A 19,070-nucleotide genomic window follows, 5' to 3' on the forward strand; every position below is an offset into this window, starting at 1 on the left:
GCACCCGGTAGGGAAAAAAACAAACTGCGCGAGTGGATCGCACCCGCGGCCAGGCTGCGTTAACGGCGCACCCGCCGGGCGCTTGAGGAGGCTTCGTAAAAAAATCCGCGAACCGCCGCGACCGCATCGCGGCGTTCTTTACATCCGAATTACCTTGACGTTGCCGCAACGGGCTTCCTAGAGTGGTTAGGAAACGATGCGGGCACAGGCCCGATGGACTCCGACGATGACAGACCTCGTGGATCGCGCGCGCGGCGCGCTGCATGCGCAGCCGTTCAGCGTGCTGCTCGGCACCGAACTGACGCACGCCGGCTCGAACGAGCTGACGCTGTGCCTGCCGGTGCGCGACGAACTCAAGCAGCAGCATGGTTTCGTGCACGGCGGCGTGATCAGCTATCTCGCGGACAACGCGCTAACGTTTGCCGGCGCGCTCGCACTCGGGCCGCGCGTCGTCACCGGCGAATACAAGATCAACTATCTGCGGCCGGCGCTCGGCGGCACGCTGGTCGCGCGCGCCTATGTGGTCCATGCGGGACGCCAGCAGGCCACCTGCCAGTGCAGCGTGTTCGTGATGGAGGATGGCGACGAGCGGCTCGTCGCGCTCGCGCAGGGAACGGTCATCCGGATGTCCGATCTCGACGAACGGTCCGCGTCGGCGCGCATCGGTTGAAAACGATTCCGCCTTCGAGGGAGTCGATGCGGCGAATTCGCTGAAACGGAGATGAATCCAGCAGGCACGCGCGGATTGCATGCCTGCCTGTGACGGATGCCGGAGAGAACCGGCGACCCGCCGCGGTCGCGAGCGCGAATGGCCCGCAACCGCCAACCTGCACGCCGCTTATTCCGCCGCGCGCGTCTTCTGCTGCTGCTCGCCGAGGCCCTGGATGCCGAGGCGCACCGTCTGCCCCGCCTTCAGGAACACCGGCGACGGCTTGATGCCCATGCCGACGCCCGGCGGCGTGCCGGTCGAGATCACGTCGCCCGGCTGCAGGCTCATGCACTGCGACAGGTACGACACGAGTTTCGCGACCGGAAAGATCATCGTGCGCGTGCTGCCGTTCTGGTAGCGATGGCCGTCCACGTCGAGCCACAGGTCGAGGTTCTGCGGATCGGGCACCTCGTCGCGCGTGACGAGCCACGGGCCGGTCGGGCCGAACGTGTCGAAACCCTTGCCCTTGTCCCACTGGCCGCCGCGCTCGATCTGCCATTCGCGCTCGGACACGTCGTTGATCACGCAGTAGCCGGCCACGTAGTCGAGCGCGTTCGCCTCGTTCACGTTCTTCGCGTACTTGCCGATCACGACGCCCAGTTCGACTTCCCAGTCGGTCTTGGTCGAGCCGCGCGGAATCTCGATGTCGTCGTTCGGGCCGACGATCGCGCTCGTCCACTTGTTGAACACGACCGGCTCGGTTGGCACCGGCATCCCGGCTTCGGCCGCGTGGTCCGCGTAGTTCAGGCCGATGCAGACCATCTTGCCGATGCTGCCGACGCACGCGCCGATGCGCGGATTGCCTTCGACGAGCGGCAGCGACTTCGGATCGATCGCGCGCAGTTGCGCGAGGGCCGCGTCCGACAGCGCGTCGCCCGCGATGTCGGCCACCTTGCCTTCGAGCGAGCGGATGCGGCCGTCCGCGTCGACGAGGCCCGGTTTCTCCTGGCCTTGCGGCCCAAAGCGAAGCAGTTTCATGTTGTGCGTTTCCTTGTTTGCGATTGTCCGTGAGAGGTTGCCGGGCGGCGCGCGCCGCCAGCGGGACCAGCCGGTCGGATCAGGTCGGATCAGTTCACCCAGCCGCCGTCGATCACGTGCGCCTGGCCGGTCGTGAACGACGACTCGTCGGACGCGAGATACAGCGCGAGCGCCGCGATCTCCGCCGCGCTGCCGACGCGCCCCATCGGCTGGCGCGCGACGAACGCGGCGCGCGCCTCGTCGACGCTCGTGCCTTGCGCGCGCGCCTGCTCCGCGATGCGCGCCGCCAGCGACGGCGACGCGACGGTGCCGGGGCAGATCGCGTTGCAGCGGATGCCGCGCGTCACGAAGTCGGCCGCGACCGACTTCGTCAACCCTATCACAGCCGCCTTCGATGCGCCGTAAACGCAGCGGTTCGGCACGCCCTTCACGCTCGACGCCGCCGACGACATGTTGATGATCGACCCCGCGCCCTTCTCCAGCATCGCCGGCAGGAACGCGCGGATGGTCCGGTACATCGCCTTCACGTTCAGGTCGAACGCGAAGTCCCAGTCGTCCTCGCTCGCTTCGAGGATCGAGCCCGCGTGCACGAAACCCGCGCAGTTGAACAGCACGTCGATCGTGCCGAGTTCGCGCGCGAGCGCGCCGATCGCCGCGCCGTCGCGCACGTCGAGTTGGCGCGCCTCGACCGGCAGCGCGGCGAGCCCGTCGATGCGGAGGTCGGTCGCGATCACGCGCGCGCCTTCGCTCGCGAACAGTTCGGCGGTCGCGAGGCCGATGCCCTGTCCCGCCGCCGTAATCAAGGCCGTCTTGCCGGCCAGTCGTTGTCCCCTGTCTGCCATCTGCCACTCCAGTCTGAATCGTGGCGGCGCGATGCCGGACGTACCGGGATGCGCGCGCCGCCGGATTCGGTTGACGAAAATCCGGTTGACGAAATCTCGATTTGCGCCCGACCGATCATAGCCGGTAGAACGCGGCCGCGTTCGCGCCGAACACCGCGGCGCGCTCGGCGTCGGACAGCGCGGCGAGCAGCCGGTGCGCGCACGCGTGCCACCGTTCGTAGTCGCCGTTCAGGTTCAGCACCGGCCAGTCGCTGCCCCACAGCAGCCGATGCGCGCCGAACGACGCGAGCAGATGCCCGACCCATGGCCGCAGCGTCGCGTCGTCCCAGCCGGGTCCGGACTCGGTGGCGAGGCCGGACAGCTTGCAGCACACCTGCGGATAATGCGCGAGCCGCGCGATCGCATCGGCCCATGCGGTCCAACCCGCGTTGCCGTCGCGGATCGGCGGCTTCGCGCCGTGGTCGATCACCACGCGCAGCGCCGGGTGCCGCTTCAGAAACGTTTCGAGCGCCGCCGCGTGACGCGTGAAGATCAACGCATCGAACGCGAGGTCGTGCGCGATCAGCGCGTCGATCGCGCGCGCGGTCGGCGCGGTCGCGATCCAGTCGTCGTCGGGCAGGTCCTGCAACATGGGCCGCACGGCCTTCAGCTTCGGCTCGCGCGCGAGTTCGTCGATCAGCGCCGGCGCGGCCGGATCGTCGAGCGGCACCCAGCCGACGACACCCGCGATCGACGCGTCGCCATGCGCGAGCTTCAGCAGATAACGCGTTTCGTCGATGGTCTGCGCGGCCTGCACGACGACCGTCCTCGCGATACCGGCATCCGCGCGCAGCGGCGCGAGATCGGCGGGGCCGAACGGACGGAACAGCGCGGTCAGCGACGGCGTAAGCCAGCCGTAATCGCCGCGCGCCGGGTCCCAGTAGTGCTGGTGCGCGTCGATCTGCACGTCGGGGAGCAGCGGGCGGGGCGTCGCCATGTCAAGCTCGCGGCGCCGGCGCGCGCGCGTCGAGCAGCCCTTCGTCGCGCAGCGCCGTCCACAGCGCGGACGGGATCGGCTGCGCGAACGACGCGACGTTCTCCTGCAACTCCGCGACGCTGCGCGCGCCGTTCAGCACGGTCGCGACGGCCGGATGCGCATACGGGAATTGCAGCGCGGCGGCCGCGAGCGGCACGCCGTGCGCGCGGCACACCGCTTCGAGCCGCGCGACGCGCTCGATCACGTCGGGCGGCGCGGCGCCGTAGTTGAACTTGCGATCGCCCTCGACGCCGTGCGCGAGAATCCCCGAATTGAACGCGCCGCCAAGCAGGATGCTGACGCCGCGCTCGATGCACTTCGGCAGCAGGTCGTCGAGCGGCGCCTGTTCGAGCAGCGTGTAGCGTCCGGCGAGCAGCGCGCAGTCGATGTCGAATTCGCGGATCGCGTCGAGGATCACTTCGCGCTCGTTCACGCCGAAGCCGATCGCCTTCACCGCGCCGCGCGAGCGCAGTTCGTCGAGCGCGCGAAAGCCGCCCCCGGTCAACTGCTGCCAGTAGTGCGGATGACGGTCGCCGTGCGTGAAGCGGCCGATGTCGTGCACGAGCAGGATGTCGATGTCGGTGATGCCGAGCCGCTGCTGGCTGTCCTCGAACGAACGCAGGATGCCGTCGTAGGTGTAGTCGTAGATCGCCTCGAACGGCAGCGGGTTTTGCCAGCCCTCGCTGCCGTCGTCCGGATGCGTGCGCGGCACGAAGCGGCGGCCGACCTTGGTGGACAGCACGTAGTCGCCGCGCGGATGACGCCGCAGCGCGGCGCCGAGCCGATGCTCGGCTTTCGTGTGGCCGTAGTGCGGCGCGGTGTCGAAGAAGCGGATGCCCGCGTTCCATGCGGCATCGACGGTTGCCTGCGCTTCTTCTTCGGTGAGGTCGCGATAGAGGCCGCCGAGCGGCGCGGTGCCGAGCGACAGCGCGGTGACTTCGAGCGCCGTGCGGCCGATGCGGCGGCGCTGGGCGATCTGGGTCGGGTCAGGCTGGGACGGCTGCGACATGCGGGGGGTCTCCGGTTGTATCGGTCCGAGTTAGCGCTTTAGCGCTTACTCCAATTCCATGCGAAATGGCGGCGGTCGGGGTTAGGTTCTCGCTGGCCGCCGCGCGAGTTCACGCAATCATCGTCCATCCGATGCCGTTCGATTGCCGTACCTCGTCGTGCCGTCCTGCGGCCGCCCGGCTCACCGACTGCCGGCCTACCCCCACTTCAATGCGCCGCGATCTCCACAACCGCCACCCGCGCACTCGCCGGCAAACACGCCGGCCCAACCGGCTCGAACGTCTTGTACGTGAGAATGAATTCCTGATGCCCGAGCGACTCCGACTTCGAGCGCGCGCCGCCCGCGACGGCCACGGTCCGCTCGAACACCTCGCGGCCCACCTCGTCGAGCGTCGCGTGGCCTTCGAGGATGCGGCCCGCATCCACGTCCATGTCGCCGGACAGGTTGCGGTACGTGAGCGGATTCGCGCACACCTTGACGACCGGCGAGATGGCCGACCCGACCACCGACCCGCGCCCGGTCGTGAACAGGATCACGTGCGCGCCACACGCGATCAGCTCCGCGATCTCCGCGTTGTCGCTGATGTTCGGGAAGCCGAAACGCGGCTCGCCGTCCGGCACCACGTCGAGCAGATAGAGGCCGCCGGTCGGCGGCACGTCGCCGGGCTTCACGATGCCGACGATCGGCGACGCGCCGCTCTTCGCATACGCGCCGAGCGACTTCTCCTCCTGGGTCGTGAGCCCGCCGTCCGCATTGCCGACCGCGAACGACCCGTGACCGAGAATCGAGTAGTAGCGAGCGGCCTTCGCGACGGACGCGACGATCTCGTCGCCGAGTTCGGGCCGCGCCGCGCGGTTCTTCATGTGGTACTCGCAGCCGACCAGTTCGCCGGTTTCCTCGAAGATGCAGCTCGCGCCCGCGTCGATCAGCAGGTCGAACGCGCGGCCCACCGCCGGGTTCGCGGTGATCCCGCTCGTGCCGTCCGAACCGCCGCAGATCGTGCCGACAATGAGTTCGTCGAGCCGCATCGGCACCCTGCGCTGCACGGCCAGTTGCGCGCGCGCGCCGCGCACCCAGTCCACGCCGTACTGGATCGTGCTGCGCGTGCCGCCCTTCTCCTGGATCGTCAGCACCTCGACCGGCCGGCCGCTGTCGCGCACGAGGTCCGCGAGATAGTGCTTGTTCATGCTCTCGCAGCCGAGCGACACGAACAGAACCGCGCCGACGTTCGGATGCGTCGCGAGCCGCGCGAGCATCTTCTCCGCGTAGCTGTTCGGAAAGCAACCAGGAAAGCCGATCAGATGCACCGGCGGCTCGTGCGGTTCGCCGGAGGTGGACGCGTCGTCGCCGAACGCGTCGAACGGCTCGCGGAACTGCGCGGCGATCTCGCGCGCGACGTGATGCGCGCATTCGACCAGATACGCGACCGCGACCACGTTGCGGATGCCCTTGCGGCCGTCGCTGCGAAGCCAGCCTTCGAGCATCGGCGGTTGTGCCGCGGCGCGCGGCGTGCTGACTGCGTTGTCCTTCGCTGCGCCCCCCAAGGGGACTTGCTTCGCTGCGTCGTTCATGACGGTTTCCTGCGTGCGGCTCGCGCCGCGTCAGTGATGCACGAACTCGTGGCCCGCGTCGTGCGTATAGGTGGGCAGATAATCGCTTTCGAGGTTGTGCGTGTGCAGATGCTCGCCGCGCGCGACCGCCGCCGTCACGTGGCCGATCGGCGCGCCGTAGCGGACCACCTTGTCGTCCTTCGCGAGCGCGCGGCGCGCGACCTTGTGGCCGAGTTCGACGGTCTTCGCGAACGTCACGCGCTCGCCCTCGATCTCGACCGTCTCGCCGGCCGCGAGCCGCGCCGCCGCGATCAGGCAGTTGTCGTCGGGGCTCAACAGCAGCAGGCGCGCGTCGGTATGCTGGGTACGGCGGCTCAAGATGGTTCTCCGTTGAATGCTCAGTTCTGGCCTTCGCCGCCCGCGAGGCGCGCGACCATCAGCGAGCCGAGGATGATCGCGCCGTAGATCGCCTGGATCCAGAACGACGGCACCTGTGCGAGCGTCAGCAGGTTCTGCACGACGCCGAGCAGCAGCACGCCGGACAGCGCGCCGAACATCGTGCCTCTGCCGCCGTCGAGCGAGATGCCGCCGATCACCGCCGCCGCGAACACGGTGAAGATCATCCCGTTGCCCTGGTTCGCGTTGATCGCGCCGACGTAGCCGGTCACGATCAGGCCGCCGATCGCCGCGAGGATGCTGCCGAGCACGAACACGCCCCACGTAATGCGCTCGACGCTGATGCCCGCCGCGCGCGCCGCGTCCGGATTGCCGCCGATCGCATAGAGCGCGCGGCCGAGCCGGTGGTAGCGCAGCATGAACGCGGCGACGGCGAACGCGGCGGCCGCGAGCCACACCGACAGCGGCAGCCCGAGCACGATCGTCGTCGCGAGCGTGAAGAACGACGGCGGCATGTCGAACAGCGTGCCGCCCTTGGTCGCGCCGACCAGCATCCCGCGCAGCACGATCAGCATCGCGAGCGTGACGATGAACGCATTCAGGCGCAGCCGCACGACGAGGAAGCCGTTCACGTAGCCGATCAGCGCGCCGACCACGACGATCGCGGCAAGCCCCGCGAACGCCGGCCATTGCAGCCCGAAACCGGCGGACGCGGCCGGCATCACGAGCATCGCGCCGACCGCCGGCGCGATGCCGACCGTCGATTCGAGCGACAGGTCGAACTTGCCGGTCAGCACGATCAGCGATTCCGCGAGCACGACGAGCGCGAGCGCGGCCGATGCGCCGAGCACGCTGATGAGGTTCGCCTTCGTCAGAAAGCTCGGGCTCACGAACGCGCCGATCACGATCAGCAGCACGAGCGCAGGCAGCAGCGCGAAGTCGCGCAGCCGGGCGAGTTCGATGCGCGGTCCGGCGCGGCCCTTCTGCGCGGCCGCCGGGTCGGAGCCGGCGGTCGCGAACGCCGGCGTCGAAACACTAGGCTTCATGGAGATCGACTCCTTCAACGGATGCAATCAGTTCGTGATCCTGCCAGCCGGCCGGAAATTCGGCGACGACGCGCCCGCGGAACATCACGAGCACGCGGTCGCAGGTGCGCAGGTCGTCGAGTTCGCTCGACACGACCAGCACCGCCTTGCCTTCGTCGCGCACGCGGTCCACCACGGACAGCAGCGCCTCCTTCGATTTCACGTCCACGCCGGCGGTCGGGTCGATCAGCACCAGCACGTCCGGATCGCTCGCCAGCGCGCGCGCCATCACGACCTTCTGCTGGTTGCCGCCCGACAGCCCGGACACCACATGCTCCGGTCCCTGCGCGACGATGCCGAGCGCGTCGATCATCCTGCGGCCGAACGCGTTTTTCTTCGCGGGCGGCGCGATGCCGAAGCGGCCGAGCAGGCGCACGATCGTCATCGACGCGTTCTCCGCGACCGACTGCGACAGCACCAGCCCTTCGTGATGGCGGTCCTTCGGCACGCAGCCGATGCCGTTCGCGAGCGCGGCCTTCACGTCGCCAAGCCTCAATGCACGGCCGTCCACGCGGACTTCTCCGGCGCGCGGCGTGTCGAGGCCGGCGATCGCCTCGCCGACGCTCGTGCGGCCGCTGCTCGTCGCGCCCGTCAGCCCGACGACCTCGCCGCGCTTCAGCGCGAACGACACGTCGTGATAATCGTGGCCCGCGAGGCCGCGCACGTCGAGCGCGAGCGGCGCGTCGGCGGGCAGCGGTTCGCGCGCGGCCGCGTCGGCAACGTTCAGGCCGCCGCGCTCGCCGGTCATCGCCTCGATCAGCCGCTCGCGCGGCAATTCCGAAACCGGCGCGCTGACGATGTGGCGCGCGTCGCGCAGCACCGTCACCGCCTGGCAGATCTCGTACACCTCCTGCAAGTGGTGCGAGATGAACAGGAACGTGACGCCGTCGCGTTGCAGTTCGTCGATACGGCGAAAGAGCCGCTTGATTTCCTCGCCGTCGAGTTGCGCGGTCGGCTCGTCGAGGATGATGAAACGCGCGCCGTACGACAGCGCCCGCGCGATCTCGACCAGTTGCCGCGCCTCGACGGTCAGGTCGCCGGCGCGCGCGTCCTCGCGCACGTCGATGCGCCAGTGGTCGAGCAACGCGCGCGCGTCGCGGCGCATCGCCGGCCAGTCGATCACGCCGCGCCGGCGCGGCTGACGGTTGATGAACAGGTTCTCGGCCACGCTCAGGTCGCGGATGATCGTCGAGTGCTGATACACGCACGCAACGCGCTCGCGCCATGCGTCGCGGTCCGCGATCGACGGCGCGGCCTCGCCGCCGAACTTCACGACGCCCTCGTCCGGACGGCGCAACCCGGTGAGGATCGACACGAGCGTGGACTTGCCCGCGCCGTTGCGGCCGACGAGCGCGTGCGACTCGCCGGCCGTCACGCGCAGGCTGACGTCGCGCAGCGCGGCGGTCGAGCCGAAACGCTTCGTGACGCCGACCGCTTCGACGACGGGGGCAAGCCCCTGCGGAACGATCCGGGGAACGTCCCCCACCGCGCTTTCCAGCATGGCCCGATCGCTCATTTGATCGTGTTGCCCCACAGGTTCTTGTCGTCGACGTTCTGCTTCGTCACGAGCGGCGCCGGCAACTGGTCTTCGAGAATCCCCGGCTGAAGCTGGATGATCGTGCTGTCGTGATCGGTCTTGCCCGGCTTGAACGTCTTGCCTTCGAGCGCCGCCTTGATGTAGTACAGCCCGTACTTCGCATACAGGTCCGCCGGCTGCGATACGGTCGCGTCGATCTCGCCCTTGCGGATCGCGTCGAACTCCTGCGGAATCCCGTCGTTGCTCACGATCACGATGTGCTTCGCGTCGCCGGCCGGCACCAGCAACTGCTTGCGGCGCAGCGTCTGCAGCGTCGGCGACAGGTACACGCCGCCCGCCTGCATGTAGATCGCCTTCACGTCCGGGTTCGCGGTCAGCAGGCTGTCGAGCGCGCTCGCCGCGACGTCGCCCTTCCAGCCGGCCGGAATCTCCAGCAGCGACAGGCCCGGATAGCTCTTCAGGCACGCGCGGAACGCCTCGCTGCGGTCGCGGCCGTTCACCGACGCGAGGTCGCCCATGATCTGCACCACCTTGCCCGACTTCACGTGCTCGCCGATGTAGCGGCACGCCTTTTCGCCGTATGCGTGGTTGTCCGCGCGCACGACCATCGCGACCTGGCCCTGCGTCGGCGCGACGTCCACCGCGACCACCTTCACGTCCTTCTGCGACGCGTTCGTCAGCGCACGGCTGATCGCGGCCGAATCGATCGGCCCGACCACGATGCCCTTCGCGCCGAGATTCACCATGTTGTTCATGTCGGTGATCTGCTGCGCGGGGTCGTTGTTCGAGTTGACGGGCGCGAGGATGTCGATGCCCATCTCCTTCGCGTACACGGTCAGATAGTTGTTGTACGACTGCCAGAACGGCGACGTGAGAAGCGGCAGGCCGAGGCCCACCTTGCCGCTTTCGGCCGCGCCTGCCGCGCCGGACGATGCGAGCGCGGCCGCGCACGCGGCGGCGATGCCGAAGCCCTTCGCCGCGCCGGCCGCGCGCGCCGCGGCCTGTCGAGCGGCGCGAGCCGCGGTTCCCGTGAAGCGGCGGGCCGTGAACGGCCCCGATGCGAACGCCATGTCTGTCTCCTGTCGATCGGCGTGGGCGCTTCAGCGCCTGCGCCGATCCCATCCAAGATGGTTGTTGATTGTGTCGTCGTGAAACATCCGTATTGCGGGCTGCCTTGCGGGACGGCCTGCGCGTCGTTTCAACTGCCGTTTTCCCGACTTTCCGACATTGGTGCACGTTCATTCACCAATGAACGTATTATTCATATACGGACTCCACAAGGTCAAGGACTGTGCGGCGCACCATGCGTCCGTGCTTTCCCTGGGCCGCGGGCCTACACTCATGCGCCGGACAATCGAATGAAAAACGCCACCGGAAACCGACGACAGAAGATGGACGACCAGGCTACGACCAGCGGCGAATCCGACGCCCGCGACGCCCGCGACGACGCGGACCGCTACCGCGCGCCCGCGCTCGACAAGGGGCTCGACATCCTCGAACTGCTCGCGGAACAGCAGGGCGGGCTGACGCGCGCGGAGATCACGAAGGCGCTCGGCCGCAACGCGAGCGAGATCTACCGGATGCTGGAGCGGCTCGTCGCGCGGCAATACGTGACGCGCTCCGAGGCCGGCGACCGCTACACGCTGAGCCTGAAGCTGTTCGCGCTCGCGCACCGGCATCCGCCGATGGAGCGCCTGATCGCGCAGGCGCTGCCGCTGATGCAGCGTTTCGCGAACGACGCGGAGCAGTCGTGCCATCTCGCGGTGTACGACCGCGGCAACCTGCTGGTGATCGCGCAGGTGGACGGCCCCGGCACGTGGGGCATTTCGGTGCGGCTGGGCTCGCGGGTCGGCCTCGTCGATACGAGTTCGGGGCGCACGATCCTCGCGTACCAGACGCCGGAGCAAAGCGCGCACATGCTCGCGGAGCACACGAAGGTGAAGGGCGAGGTGACGATCGACCACGCGGCGCTGTCGGCCGCGTGCGCGCGGATCCGCAAGGCGGGTTTCTCGCGCAAGGACAGCCAGCAGATATTCGGCGTGACCGACGTGACGTTCCCGGTGCTCGGGCCGTCGGGCCAGGCGATCGCGGCGCTCACGTGCCCGTTCCTGAAGCGGATCGACGAATACGTCGCGCCGTCGCTCGACGATGCGACCGGGATGCTGCGCAAGACCGTCGATGAACTGTCGGTGTTTCGCGAGCCGGAGGCGGCGGCGGGGGGGAAGGCGTAGCGGAGCGGCGGCGGTCCACCTGCGGACCGTCTGCACAATCCTCCCCTCGGCCCTGCAACGTTAGTGGGCAGAAGGCGACGAACCCTGGTCGTGTGACGACAGTGCCCCAGCGCTCCATTTGCCGTTGAGCAAGGCCTCATGAAGCATGCCGACTGTTAGCGGTTCTCTTTTTAAACAGTGCCTTCTTCTCATCACGTATTTGACAAGAAAGTGATACAGAATGCCTTCCCCCTCCATCAAAAAGTATCGATGGAAGTCGTAATCTCCTCTTTCTATACCGAAAGCCTCAAAGAACCGTTGCATAAAAAAATCGGCTTCGTCCCCTTGCTGGCCTAGATCGCCTTCGACGGACATATCCGGCGTAATCGCTATTTTCGATGAGAGGCAAGCCTCCCTCCTGACGAACGACTCCAGGCTTTCCCATGAACGATTTTCCATCAAAACACCCTGTCTTCAGGCATGACGATTCGATTGTATTTCACGAGTGTATGGTACGTGATTTTATAAACGTCATTTGCCAACAGTATCCAGCCGACGCCCGGGATGGTCCTACCGACAAACACGCTTAACCGGTGCGTCAGAATCCACCTGAGTCGCCTGATGCCATTCAGTGTAAATGTGGGCAGCACCTTGCGCTTGAGTTCGTACCTGAACAGTGACCTGGACATGGCGGAGGCGACGGACGTGCCTTTTGTTGCTCCCATAGGTTTGGCTCTCGTGGGTAGAAACGGAAGCCCGGACAGAATTAGTATGACAGCCTCCACATCGTCAATATCGAGCTGATCGCATATTTCAGCTACCGCGATAAACAGGAACAGCTCGGCGGGTGTGAGGTTTCCATGACCCTGGTAATTATATGCGTCATTCATTCTATTATTCAAATCCCCATTCATCGGTAAATTTCACATATCCATCGGCGTAATTTCAGGTGATGCACCCGGACAACGACGATGCCGACTCAATATGATTTATTCCCGTTTTCCCCTTATGCTGAATTGCAATCCAAAGGCTATTCCTCCACCTGTACGACTGGCAGATCATAAAAGAACCTGGAATTCAGCGTTTTGCGATGGATTGTTCAAACCGGAGAATTGACAGTAATTGTCGTTCCCGCCCTTTCGGACATTTGCTCACAGTTCCCGACTTGCCCGCCATCAAGCCATGAACCGACAGCAACCGGCCGCGAACCACCCACGCCCCGCCCGCAACTGGAACGCAACCGCGCGAACCGTTAGAATGTGCGCCCCTTTCCAATACCGGCGCGCCGGCTTCACCTGCGCCCGCGTTCGACACACCTCATGGCGAAACTTCTGACCGACCAGGAATTCCAGCGTTTTTCCGAGCTTCAACAGAAGCAGGCGAGCTTCACGATCACGGCCGAAGAGGCCGACGAACTGCGCGACATCGTTGCGCGCGCGCAGAAGAAGCGCGACGACCGCGCGGCCGCGATGCAGACGATCGAAAACGCGATCGCGCAGTTCGGCATCACGCCGGACGAGCTTTTCACGCCCGAGCAGATCGGCGACGCGGCGCGCAACTTCGGCCTGATCCCGGCGACGAAGAAAGAGCGCGTGCTGCCGCCGTCGCTGACGCTCAACGGCAAGGTGTACCAATGGACACGCGCGCTGCCGGAGGAAATCCGCACGCCGCTGTTCGATGCGTTCACGGGCGGCCAGTCGGTGAAGAGCTTCATCGCGACGCCGAAGGACACGGCGCGCTGCGCGGCCACGATCGCGCGGCTCGAAAAGGAAACCGGCGCGCAGTACGCACCCGCGTGGCTCGAAGAACTGTCGCTCGCGCGCGGCCAGGTGGACGACGCGCTCGCGAAGCTCGCGGGCTGACGCAGCGTGATCGCACGGGAGCGGCCCGCGCCGCGTCCCGTTGCGTATTCAATCCAGCGCCATCCTGAACCCGACGACACCCGGGTCGTCGGTCGGGGTGACCGTGAAGCCGCTCGCACGCGCGAGCGCAATCATCCCGGAGTTCTCGCGCAACGCCTCGCCGAGCAGCCAGTGCGTGCCGCGCGAGCGCGCATACGCGATGATGCGCTCCATCAGCAGACGCCCGAGTCCACGCCCCTTCAGCCCCGACAGCACCGTCACCGCGAACTCGGCCGTCTCGTTGTCCGGGTCCGCAACCGCACGCACGACGCCGAGCGTGCGCGGCTTGCCGTCCGCATCGACGACCGTCGCGACGAACGCCATCTCGCGGTCGTAGTCGATCTGCGTCATCCGCGCGAGCTGCGAGTGATCGAGGCTGCGCACCGCCGAGAAAAACCGCAGCCGCAGATCGTCCGGCGTCATCGACTCGACGAACGCGCGATGCTGCTCCTCGTCCTCCGGACGGATCGGTCGGACCGTCAGCCGCTGGCCGTCCCAGTCGACCGTTTCTTCGAGGCGGCGCGGATACGGCACGATCGCGAAACGGCTGCGCGTGGCCGCAAGCCGGATGCGCGGCGCGACGACGACCGTGTGCAGCGGCAGCACGCGCAGCGTCAACTGCATACCGACGATCTCGCGCACCTCGCACACCGCCTGCGACAGTTCCGTCACCGCGGCGAGCGTCGCGGCCGGCGGCACGCGCCGCACATAAGGCGACTGCGCGACGATGTCGCGCGACAGCACCGGGTTCAGCGGCGGCAGCCCATACACGCGCAATGGCGGCGACACGCCGTCCGCCGACGGCGCGACGAAGTGGAACACCGGGCCGAAGTTCTCGTCGTCGCGGAATTCGACGCTCACGTCGACGATCGGCTTCGCGGTTTCCTGCTTGGCTGCCGCGTCGGTCGCGTTCCCGTCGCGCGGCGGCGTCAGCGTTTCGAGCCCGAACCAGCCGAGCAGCTTCGCGGCCGCGTCACCGGTCAGTTCGCCGTCGCCCGTCGCGAGCGCCGCGCGCGCCTGCGTCTGCGCGGCCTCGATCGCGTCCGCGCCGCTCGCGGGCATCCCTTCCGGCGTCTGCATCAGCAGTTCGCGGCCGAGCCGGTAATCGACGAGACGTCCGAACGCGCGCGCGAGCCGCCACGGCGTGGTATGCACCGGAATCCCATGCGCGTGCAGCAGGTCGCGCGTTTTCGCATCGACGCCGCCGAAGAAACTCGCGAGCAACCCGCGATACGCAAAACGCTGCCTGTCGATCAACATGCGCGCGACCGCCTCGACCGGCGCGCTGTGCGTCGGCGCATGCACGACGAACGCGGTGCCGGTCGAGCGATGCGTGCCGAGCGTTTCGAGCGCGAGGCCGAAATGCTCCGGCTTCGCATCGTCGCCGAGCAGCAGCGGATTGCCCGCCTGCGCGCGCGGCAACGCGGCCTTGATCGCGGCGAGCGCGGCGTCGTCCCATTGTGCGAGCGTGTCGCCCGCCTCGCCGAACGCGTCGCGCGCGACCGCCGCGACGCCGCGATCGCTCGTAATCAAGGTCGCGGTGTCGCTCGCGGCAACGCGGCCGACACCGAGCGTCTCGATTTCGTCCAGCAAGTCGTCGAGCGTATCGACGCGCACCATCCCCGCGCGCCGGAACGCGGCCGTATAAAGCGCGTCGCCCGGCTCGCCGCGGCCGCTGCGCAGCGCGAGCACCGGCTTGTTGCGCGCCGCCGCGCGAGCGGCCGACATGAACTTGCGCGCCGCGCGCACCGTATCGACTTCGAGCAGGATCGCGCGCGTGCCGGGGTCGCTCGCGAGATAGTCGAGCACGTCGCCCGCATCGACGTCGGCCTCGTCGCCGAGCGCGATCGCATGCGAGAAACCGAGGCCGCGTGCGGCGGCCCAGCACAACACCGCGTTCGTCAATGCATTCGACTGCGACACCCACGCGACGCCGCCCGGCCGCGCGACGCAGGCGGCCGCGCCGAGCTGCGCGTTCAGCGCGGGCGTGAGCGCGCCGACGCTGCCGGGGCCGACGATCCGCAGCAGATGCGGCCGCGCGGCCGCGAGCGCGTGACGCAGGTCGGCTCGGTCGTCGTCGGTGCGCGCTTCGCCCACGAGGATCGCCGCGCGCGTGCCCATCCCGCCGAGCCGGTGCACGAGCGCAGGCCACGTGGCCGGCCGCGTGCAGATCACCGCGACGGTCGGCGGCGCGGGCAGATCGCCGGCATCGGCGAGCACCGCGCGGCCGTCGAAGCCGTCGTCGTCATGCGTATATTTGGGATTGACCGGCCACAGCGGGCCTTTGAAACCGCCTTCGATCAGCCGCTGCCACACCATGTTGCCGATGCTGCCGGGCCGCCGCGACGCGCCGATCACGGCGACGGACTTCGGTTGAAACACCGCATCGAGATTGCGTACTGTCACGTGGTCTCCTGCCTGGTCGCGGGAACGCGCGCCGCAAGCGCGGCGCGCTAATGGACGTCAGGTGTCAGGATAGGCGAACTGTGAAGGCGCCGCGTGGATTTCGCCTGCGGGGCTTGCGCTCGCGCGGGGTGGCGCGGGGTGGCGCGGAGGATGCGCGATCGATGCGCCTGGGGCACGAGCGCATGGGCGATGTCGGGTCGCCGTTCGACGCTGGAGCGCCGCGCGGCGGGCGTCACATCGCCTTGCGGAACGGCGCGCCCGAATGCTCGCGCAGTTCGTTGAACACGATCTTCGGCCACGCTTTCTGCGCGACCTCGATCTCGGAGACGTGCGACGCGAGATAGGTCGGCGCGTTCGACGCGTCGAACGCCATCCGCGCCGCGTAGGCGTCGGTGAAGCGGCGCAGTTCGCCCGCGTCGTCGCACGTGACCCAGCGCGACATCCGGTAGCGCGCGGGCATGATCCGCACGGCCACCTTGTACTCGGCCGACAGCCGGTGCGACACGACTTCGAACTGAAGCTGGCCGACCGCGCCGAGAATCATCGCGCCGCCGTGCATCGGCCGGAACACCTGGATCGCGCCTTCCTCGCCGAGCTGCTTCAGTGCTTCGCCAAGCTGCTTCGCGCGCATCGGATCGACCACCTCGATGGTCTGGAAGATTTCCGGCGCGAAGAACGGCAGGCCGACGAACTGCAGGTCCTCGCCTTCGGTCAGCGTGTCGCCGAGGCTCAGCGTGCCGTGATTCGGTATCCCGATGATGTCGCCGGGGTACGCCTCCGCCACCGTCTCGCGACGCTGTGACAGGAAGCTCACGACGTTGTTCGCGCGGAACGTCTTGTTGTTGCGCGTGACCTTCAACTGCATGCCGCGCTCGAAGCGGCCCGAACACACGCGGATGAACGCGACGCGGTCGCGGTGCGCGAGGTCCATGTTCGCCTGCACCTTGAACACGACGCCGGTGAACTTCGGCTCGTCCGGCTCGACCGGGCGCTGCACGGTCATCCGCGCGGACGGCGGCGGCGCGAGATCGACGAGCGCATCGAGAATTTCCTTCACGCCGAAGTTGTTGATCGCGGAGCCGAACAGCACCGGCGACTGCTCGCCGGCGAGGAACGCGTCGCGGTCGAACGTCGGCGTCGCGCCGGTAATCAGTTCGACCTCTTCCTTGGTGCGCTTCCAGTGATAACCGAAGCGGCGCTCGCCTTCCTCGTCCGTGATGTGCTGCAGCGTTTCCACCGCGCCGCCCATCGTGTCGGCGCCGGCGCGGAACACGCGCACCTGGTCGCGCTGCACGTCATAGACGCCCTGGAACTCCTTGCCCATCCCGATCGGCCACGTGAACGGCACCGCGGACACGCCGAGATGCTGTTCGATCTCGTCGAGCAGGTCGAGCGGCTCGCGCACTTCGCGGTCGAGCTTGTTGATGAACGTGAGGATCGGCGTCTTGCGGCTGCGGCACACTTCGAGCAGCTTCAGCGTCTGCGCTTCGACGCCGTTCGCGCCGTCGATCACCATCACCGCCGCATCGACGGCGGTCAACACGCGGTACGTGTCCTCGGAGAAGTCCTCGTGGCCCGGCGTGTCGAGCAGGTTGATCACTGCTTCGCCGTACTCGAACTGCATCACCGAACTCGCGACCGAGATGCCGCGCTGCTTTTCGATCTCCATCCAGTCGGACGTCGCAAAGCGGCCGCTTTTCTTGCCCTTCACGGTGCCCGCGATCTGGATCGCGCCGGAAAACAGCAGCAGCTTTTCCGTGAGCGTGGTCTTGCCCGCGTCCGGGTGGGAAATGACCGCAAACGTGCGGCGGCGTCTGAGTTCGGAGACTGACATCGGGCTGGGCATTCAATGGAATTCGGGCAGCCTCGCGGCGGCAGGCTGGCTGCGTGCGGCGGGCGCGGCGGCGCTGGTTCGCGTGAGCGTGCGGGGTACGCAGGCCGGTCGGCGCGAGTAGCGAACGGACGGTCGTTTCTGCAGGGACGCCCGCATGGAACAGCGTCGGGGACGAATGATACACGGCATTTCGGACGGCGGCCCAAAGTGCCGTGCATGCGTGTAGGGCCAATGCGTCGCGAGCGAAAGGTGAGGCTTTTCGGGAAGGCCCGGACGGACGCGAAATCAGCGGTCCACAAGCGCGTTGCCCGGTTGCGCGGCGGCTCGCGCGTCATGCGCCCGTGACGTCCGGATCCGCCGGCCGAACGCAAGAGAAGCCTTAAAAACAGGGGTTTCCGTTCGATCTCGCTTGCGCGGCGCTGTAGATTGGCCGACACCTGTGTCGACCGGACAGCGGTCCGCATCGTCGTGCTGACGCGTGCCTGCACGACAGTGCGAAACGAAAGGTGAGTATTTACGGGACGGCTCGCGTCGAGCCTGAAGCGATGTCGCGAACCAACCCGCAAACGGCAAGCGGCGCGGCGACCCTGCATCGCCGCGCCGCTTGCCACCTTCGAATCCGCGTTAGTCCTTGATGAGGAAACGGTCGCGATTCTTGCCGGCCAGCCAGCCCGGCGCACGGCCACGGCCGCTCCATGTTTCGCCCGTCTTCGGATTGCGATAGCGCGGCGGCAGCGGGCGCTTGCGCGCACCGTTCGCCGGACGGCTCGAAAAGCCGAGTTCCTCCGGCGTGATGTCGTATTCGGCGATCTTCGCCCGGATATCCGCAATCGCGTCGGCGATTTCCTTCTCGCGCGCTGCCGCGACTTCTTTATGCAGTTTTTCCAGCTGGGCGGTCAGTTGCTTGTAGCTCGGCATGAAAGACGATCTCCAATCGGGGTCGATAACGCTATTGTGACCCGGACTGTCACCAAAAGTGCCGGATTCTTGTGCCGATGTGCGATCAAGCAAATGCGTGGACCTGTCGGATCGCTTAGCTTTCCTGCCGGGTACGCGCTTCGAGCGCACTAAGCGCTTCATTGATCCGCTTCACCCTCAATGCCTGAGACGGCACCAGTTCCGCGGTCAGCACGGAATCGACGCGGTTGCGCCAGTACGAAAGCGGAATGCGGTCCGCGCCGGAAAGCCGGCTGATGACGTGCTCCAGATGCTGAATGTCTTTTTCGAGTTGGTGGTGATTCATCTCTGCCCCCGGGAAATTGCCGACCAATATATTTCACGTTGCTTCGATTACGCCTGCCAATTGACTGACTACCTCATGCACTGGAAAAAAATTCCCGTTTTTCTTAAACGGATGCGCCAGACCGGCAATAAATACGCCGTCGATCCATTAAGCGCCGTGCCAGCACCGGTATACGATAAGCGCCTGCCCGGCGCCAGTCGGTGGGTTGCCGCACGGAATCGCGGCCGGTCATGCATACCAGTCGCAGTCCAGTTAAGCGCTCAAACAGCCGATTAACCGCAGCTTGCAAAAAGCAAGCGCGGGAAATTTACAGAAAGATATGCAGCATCCATGAAAACGCGACACAAGCGTTTAT

General features: G+C 67.1%; 18 protein-coding genes. 3 read left to right on the plus strand and 15 right to left on the minus strand.

The features are described from left to right. The first annotated feature begins 226 nt into the window (after positions 1-226). A complete protein-coding gene (locus BLV92_RS20780) occupies positions 227-670 on the plus strand; it encodes a PaaI family thioesterase (RefSeq protein WP_090548325.1) in 444 nt (147 codons plus the stop codon). Between the two features lie 168 nt (positions 671-838). On the opposite strand, the gene BLV92_RS20785 is transcribed toward BLV92_RS20780, so the two are convergent. The 9 genes from BLV92_RS20785 to BLV92_RS20825 all read right to left on the minus strand — a co-directional run bounded on the left by BLV92_RS20785 (position 839) and on the right by BLV92_RS20825 (position 10,191). Beyond that, positions 839-1,687: an ureidoglycolate lyase gene (locus tag BLV92_RS20785; RefSeq protein WP_090548326.1), complete on the minus strand. Its 849-nt coding sequence runs from the start codon at positions 1,685-1,687 to the stop codon at positions 839-841. 89 nt (positions 1,688-1,776) lie between these two features. Beyond that, positions 1,777-2,529 carry an SDR family oxidoreductase gene (locus BLV92_RS20790; RefSeq protein WP_090548328.1) on the minus strand — a complete coding sequence of 251 codons (753 nt, stop codon included), beginning with the start codon at positions 2,527-2,529 and terminating at the stop codon, positions 1,777-1,779. 115 nt (positions 2,530-2,644) lie between these two features. Next, a complete protein-coding gene (locus tag BLV92_RS20795) occupies positions 2,645-3,475 on the minus strand; it encodes an amidohydrolase family protein (RefSeq protein ID WP_090551272.1) in 831 nt (276 codons plus the stop codon). Positions 3,476-3,506: 31 nt separating this feature from the next. Further along, on the minus strand, positions 3,507-4,553 hold the full coding sequence (locus tag BLV92_RS20800) for an aldo/keto reductase (protein WP_090548330.1): 1,047 nt from the start codon (positions 4,551-4,553) through the stop codon (positions 3,507-3,509). Positions 4,554-4,759: 206 nt separating this feature from the next. Further along, positions 4,760-6,037, minus strand: a complete 1,278-nt coding sequence (locus BLV92_RS20805; protein ID WP_090551274.1) for a UxaA family hydrolase — start codon at positions 6,035-6,037, stop codon at positions 4,760-4,762. Between the two features lie 117 nt (positions 6,038-6,154). Next, the gene (locus BLV92_RS20810; RefSeq protein ID WP_090548331.1) at positions 6,155-6,481 is read right to left on the minus strand and encodes a UxaA family hydrolase; all 327 of its coding nucleotides are present in this window, start codon (positions 6,479-6,481) and stop codon (positions 6,155-6,157) included. Between the two features lie 20 nt (positions 6,482-6,501). Next, positions 6,502-7,545, minus strand: a complete 1,044-nt coding sequence (locus BLV92_RS20815) for an ABC transporter permease (RefSeq protein ID WP_090548333.1) — start codon at positions 7,543-7,545, stop codon at positions 6,502-6,504. Then, positions 7,535-9,070 (minus strand): sugar ABC transporter ATP-binding protein, encoded by a 1,536-nt coding sequence (locus BLV92_RS20820; protein WP_373681907.1) that lies wholly within the window; start codon positions 9,068-9,070, stop codon positions 7,535-7,537. The genes BLV92_RS20815 and BLV92_RS20820 overlap by 11 nt, the downstream gene beginning before the upstream one ends. 26 nt (positions 9,071-9,096) lie before the next feature. After that, positions 9,097-10,191: a sugar ABC transporter substrate-binding protein gene (locus BLV92_RS20825; protein ID WP_090548336.1), complete on the minus strand. Its 1,095-nt coding sequence runs from the start codon at positions 10,189-10,191 to the stop codon at positions 9,097-9,099. A 321-nt stretch (positions 10,192-10,512) separates the two neighbouring features. On the opposite strand from BLV92_RS20825, the gene BLV92_RS20830 reads away from it, so the two are divergent. Next, on the plus strand, positions 10,513-11,352 hold the full coding sequence (locus BLV92_RS20830) for an IclR family transcriptional regulator (protein ID WP_090548337.1): 840 nt from the start codon (positions 10,513-10,515) through the stop codon (positions 11,350-11,352). Between the two features lie 60 nt (positions 11,353-11,412). On the opposite strand, the gene BLV92_RS20835 is transcribed toward BLV92_RS20830, so the two are convergent. Both BLV92_RS20835 and BLV92_RS20840 read right to left on the minus strand, forming a co-directional pair. Further along, complete coding sequence (locus BLV92_RS20835; RefSeq protein WP_090548339.1) at positions 11,413-11,790, minus strand: DUF1493 family protein; 378 nt, start codon at positions 11,788-11,790, stop codon at positions 11,413-11,415. Continuing rightward, the gene (locus BLV92_RS20840) at positions 11,790-12,221 is read right to left on the minus strand and encodes an STM2901 family protein (RefSeq protein ID WP_177197990.1); all 432 of its coding nucleotides are present in this window, start codon (positions 12,219-12,221) and stop codon (positions 11,790-11,792) included. The genes BLV92_RS20835 and BLV92_RS20840 overlap by 1 nt, the downstream gene beginning before the upstream one ends. Positions 12,222-12,650: 429 nt before the next feature. On the opposite strand from BLV92_RS20840, the gene BLV92_RS20845 reads away from it, so the two are divergent. Beyond that, positions 12,651-13,193, plus strand: a complete 543-nt coding sequence (locus tag BLV92_RS20845) for a hypothetical protein (RefSeq protein WP_090548342.1) — start codon at positions 12,651-12,653, stop codon at positions 13,191-13,193. A gap of 48 nt (positions 13,194-13,241) precedes the next feature. Here the strand turns inward: BLV92_RS20845 and BLV92_RS20850 are convergent, their stop codons facing one another. The 4 genes from BLV92_RS20850 to BLV92_RS20865 all read right to left on the minus strand — a co-directional run bounded on the left by BLV92_RS20850 (position 13,242) and on the right by BLV92_RS20865 (position 18,715). Then, the gene (locus tag BLV92_RS20850; RefSeq protein ID WP_090548344.1) at positions 13,242-15,638 is read right to left on the minus strand and encodes a GNAT family N-acetyltransferase; all 2,397 of its coding nucleotides are present in this window, start codon (positions 15,636-15,638) and stop codon (positions 13,242-13,244) included. Positions 15,639-15,870: 232 nt separating this feature from the next. Next, positions 15,871-17,472, minus strand: coding sequence for a peptide chain release factor 3 (locus BLV92_RS20855; protein WP_090548345.1), 1,602 nt, complete (start codon positions 17,470-17,472; stop codon positions 15,871-15,873). Positions 17,473-18,096: 624 nt separating this feature from the next. Beyond that, positions 18,097-18,390, minus strand: a complete 294-nt coding sequence (locus BLV92_RS20860) for an H-NS histone family protein (RefSeq protein ID WP_090548347.1) — start codon at positions 18,388-18,390, stop codon at positions 18,097-18,099. Between the two features lie 115 nt (positions 18,391-18,505). Continuing rightward, the gene (locus BLV92_RS20865) at positions 18,506-18,715 is read right to left on the minus strand and encodes a hypothetical protein (protein WP_090551276.1); all 210 of its coding nucleotides are present in this window, start codon (positions 18,713-18,715) and stop codon (positions 18,506-18,508) included. Between the last annotated feature and the right edge of the window lie 355 nt (positions 18,716-19,070).

It is taken from the genome of Paraburkholderia caballeronis (genome assembly GCF_900104845.1).
Taxonomy (GTDB): Bacteria; Pseudomonadota; Gammaproteobacteria; order Burkholderiales; family Burkholderiaceae; genus Paraburkholderia; species Paraburkholderia caballeronis.

Coding starts and splice junctions, on each gene's coding strand:
- BLV92_RS20780 (WP_090548325.1), top strand. CDS start 227: ATGACAGACCTCGTGGATCGCGCGCGCGGCGCGCTGCATGCGCAGCCG.
- BLV92_RS20785 (WP_090548326.1), bottom strand. CDS start 1,687: ATGAAACTGCTTCGCTTTGGGCCGCAAGGCCAGGAGAAACCGGGCCTC.
- BLV92_RS20790 (WP_090548328.1), bottom strand. CDS start 2,529: ATGGCAGACAGGGGACAACGACTGGCCGGCAAGACGGCCTTGATTACG.
- BLV92_RS20800 (WP_090548330.1), bottom strand. CDS start 4,553: ATGTCGCAGCCGTCCCAGCCTGACCCGACCCAGATCGCCCAGCGCCGC.
- BLV92_RS20805 (WP_090551274.1), bottom strand. CDS start 6,037: ATGCTCGAAGGCTGGCTTCGCAGCGACGGCCGCAAGGGCATCCGCAAC.
- BLV92_RS20815 (WP_090548333.1), bottom strand. CDS start 7,545: ATGAAGCCTAGTGTTTCGACGCCGGCGTTCGCGACCGCCGGCTCCGAC.
- BLV92_RS20825 (WP_090548336.1), bottom strand. CDS start 10,191: ATGGCGTTCGCATCGGGGCCGTTCACGGCCCGCCGCTTCACGGGAACC.
- BLV92_RS20830 (WP_090548337.1), top strand. CDS start 10,513: ATGGACGACCAGGCTACGACCAGCGGCGAATCCGACGCCCGCGACGCC.
- BLV92_RS20835 (WP_090548339.1), bottom strand. CDS start 11,790: ATGGAAAATCGTTCATGGGAAAGCCTGGAGTCGTTCGTCAGGAGGGAG.
- BLV92_RS20840 (WP_177197990.1), bottom strand. CDS start 12,221: ATGAATGACGCATATAATTACCAGGGTCATGGAAACCTCACACCCGCC.
- BLV92_RS20845 (WP_090548342.1), top strand. CDS start 12,651: ATGGCGAAACTTCTGACCGACCAGGAATTCCAGCGTTTTTCCGAGCTT.
- BLV92_RS20855 (WP_090548345.1), bottom strand. CDS start 17,472: ATGTCAGTCTCCGAACTCAGACGCCGCCGCACGTTTGCGGTCATTTCC.
- BLV92_RS20860 (WP_090548347.1), bottom strand. CDS start 18,390: ATGCCGAGCTACAAGCAACTGACCGCCCAGCTGGAAAAACTGCATAAA.
- BLV92_RS20865 (WP_090551276.1), bottom strand. CDS start 18,715: ATGAATCACCACCAACTCGAAAAAGACATTCAGCATCTGGAGCACGTC.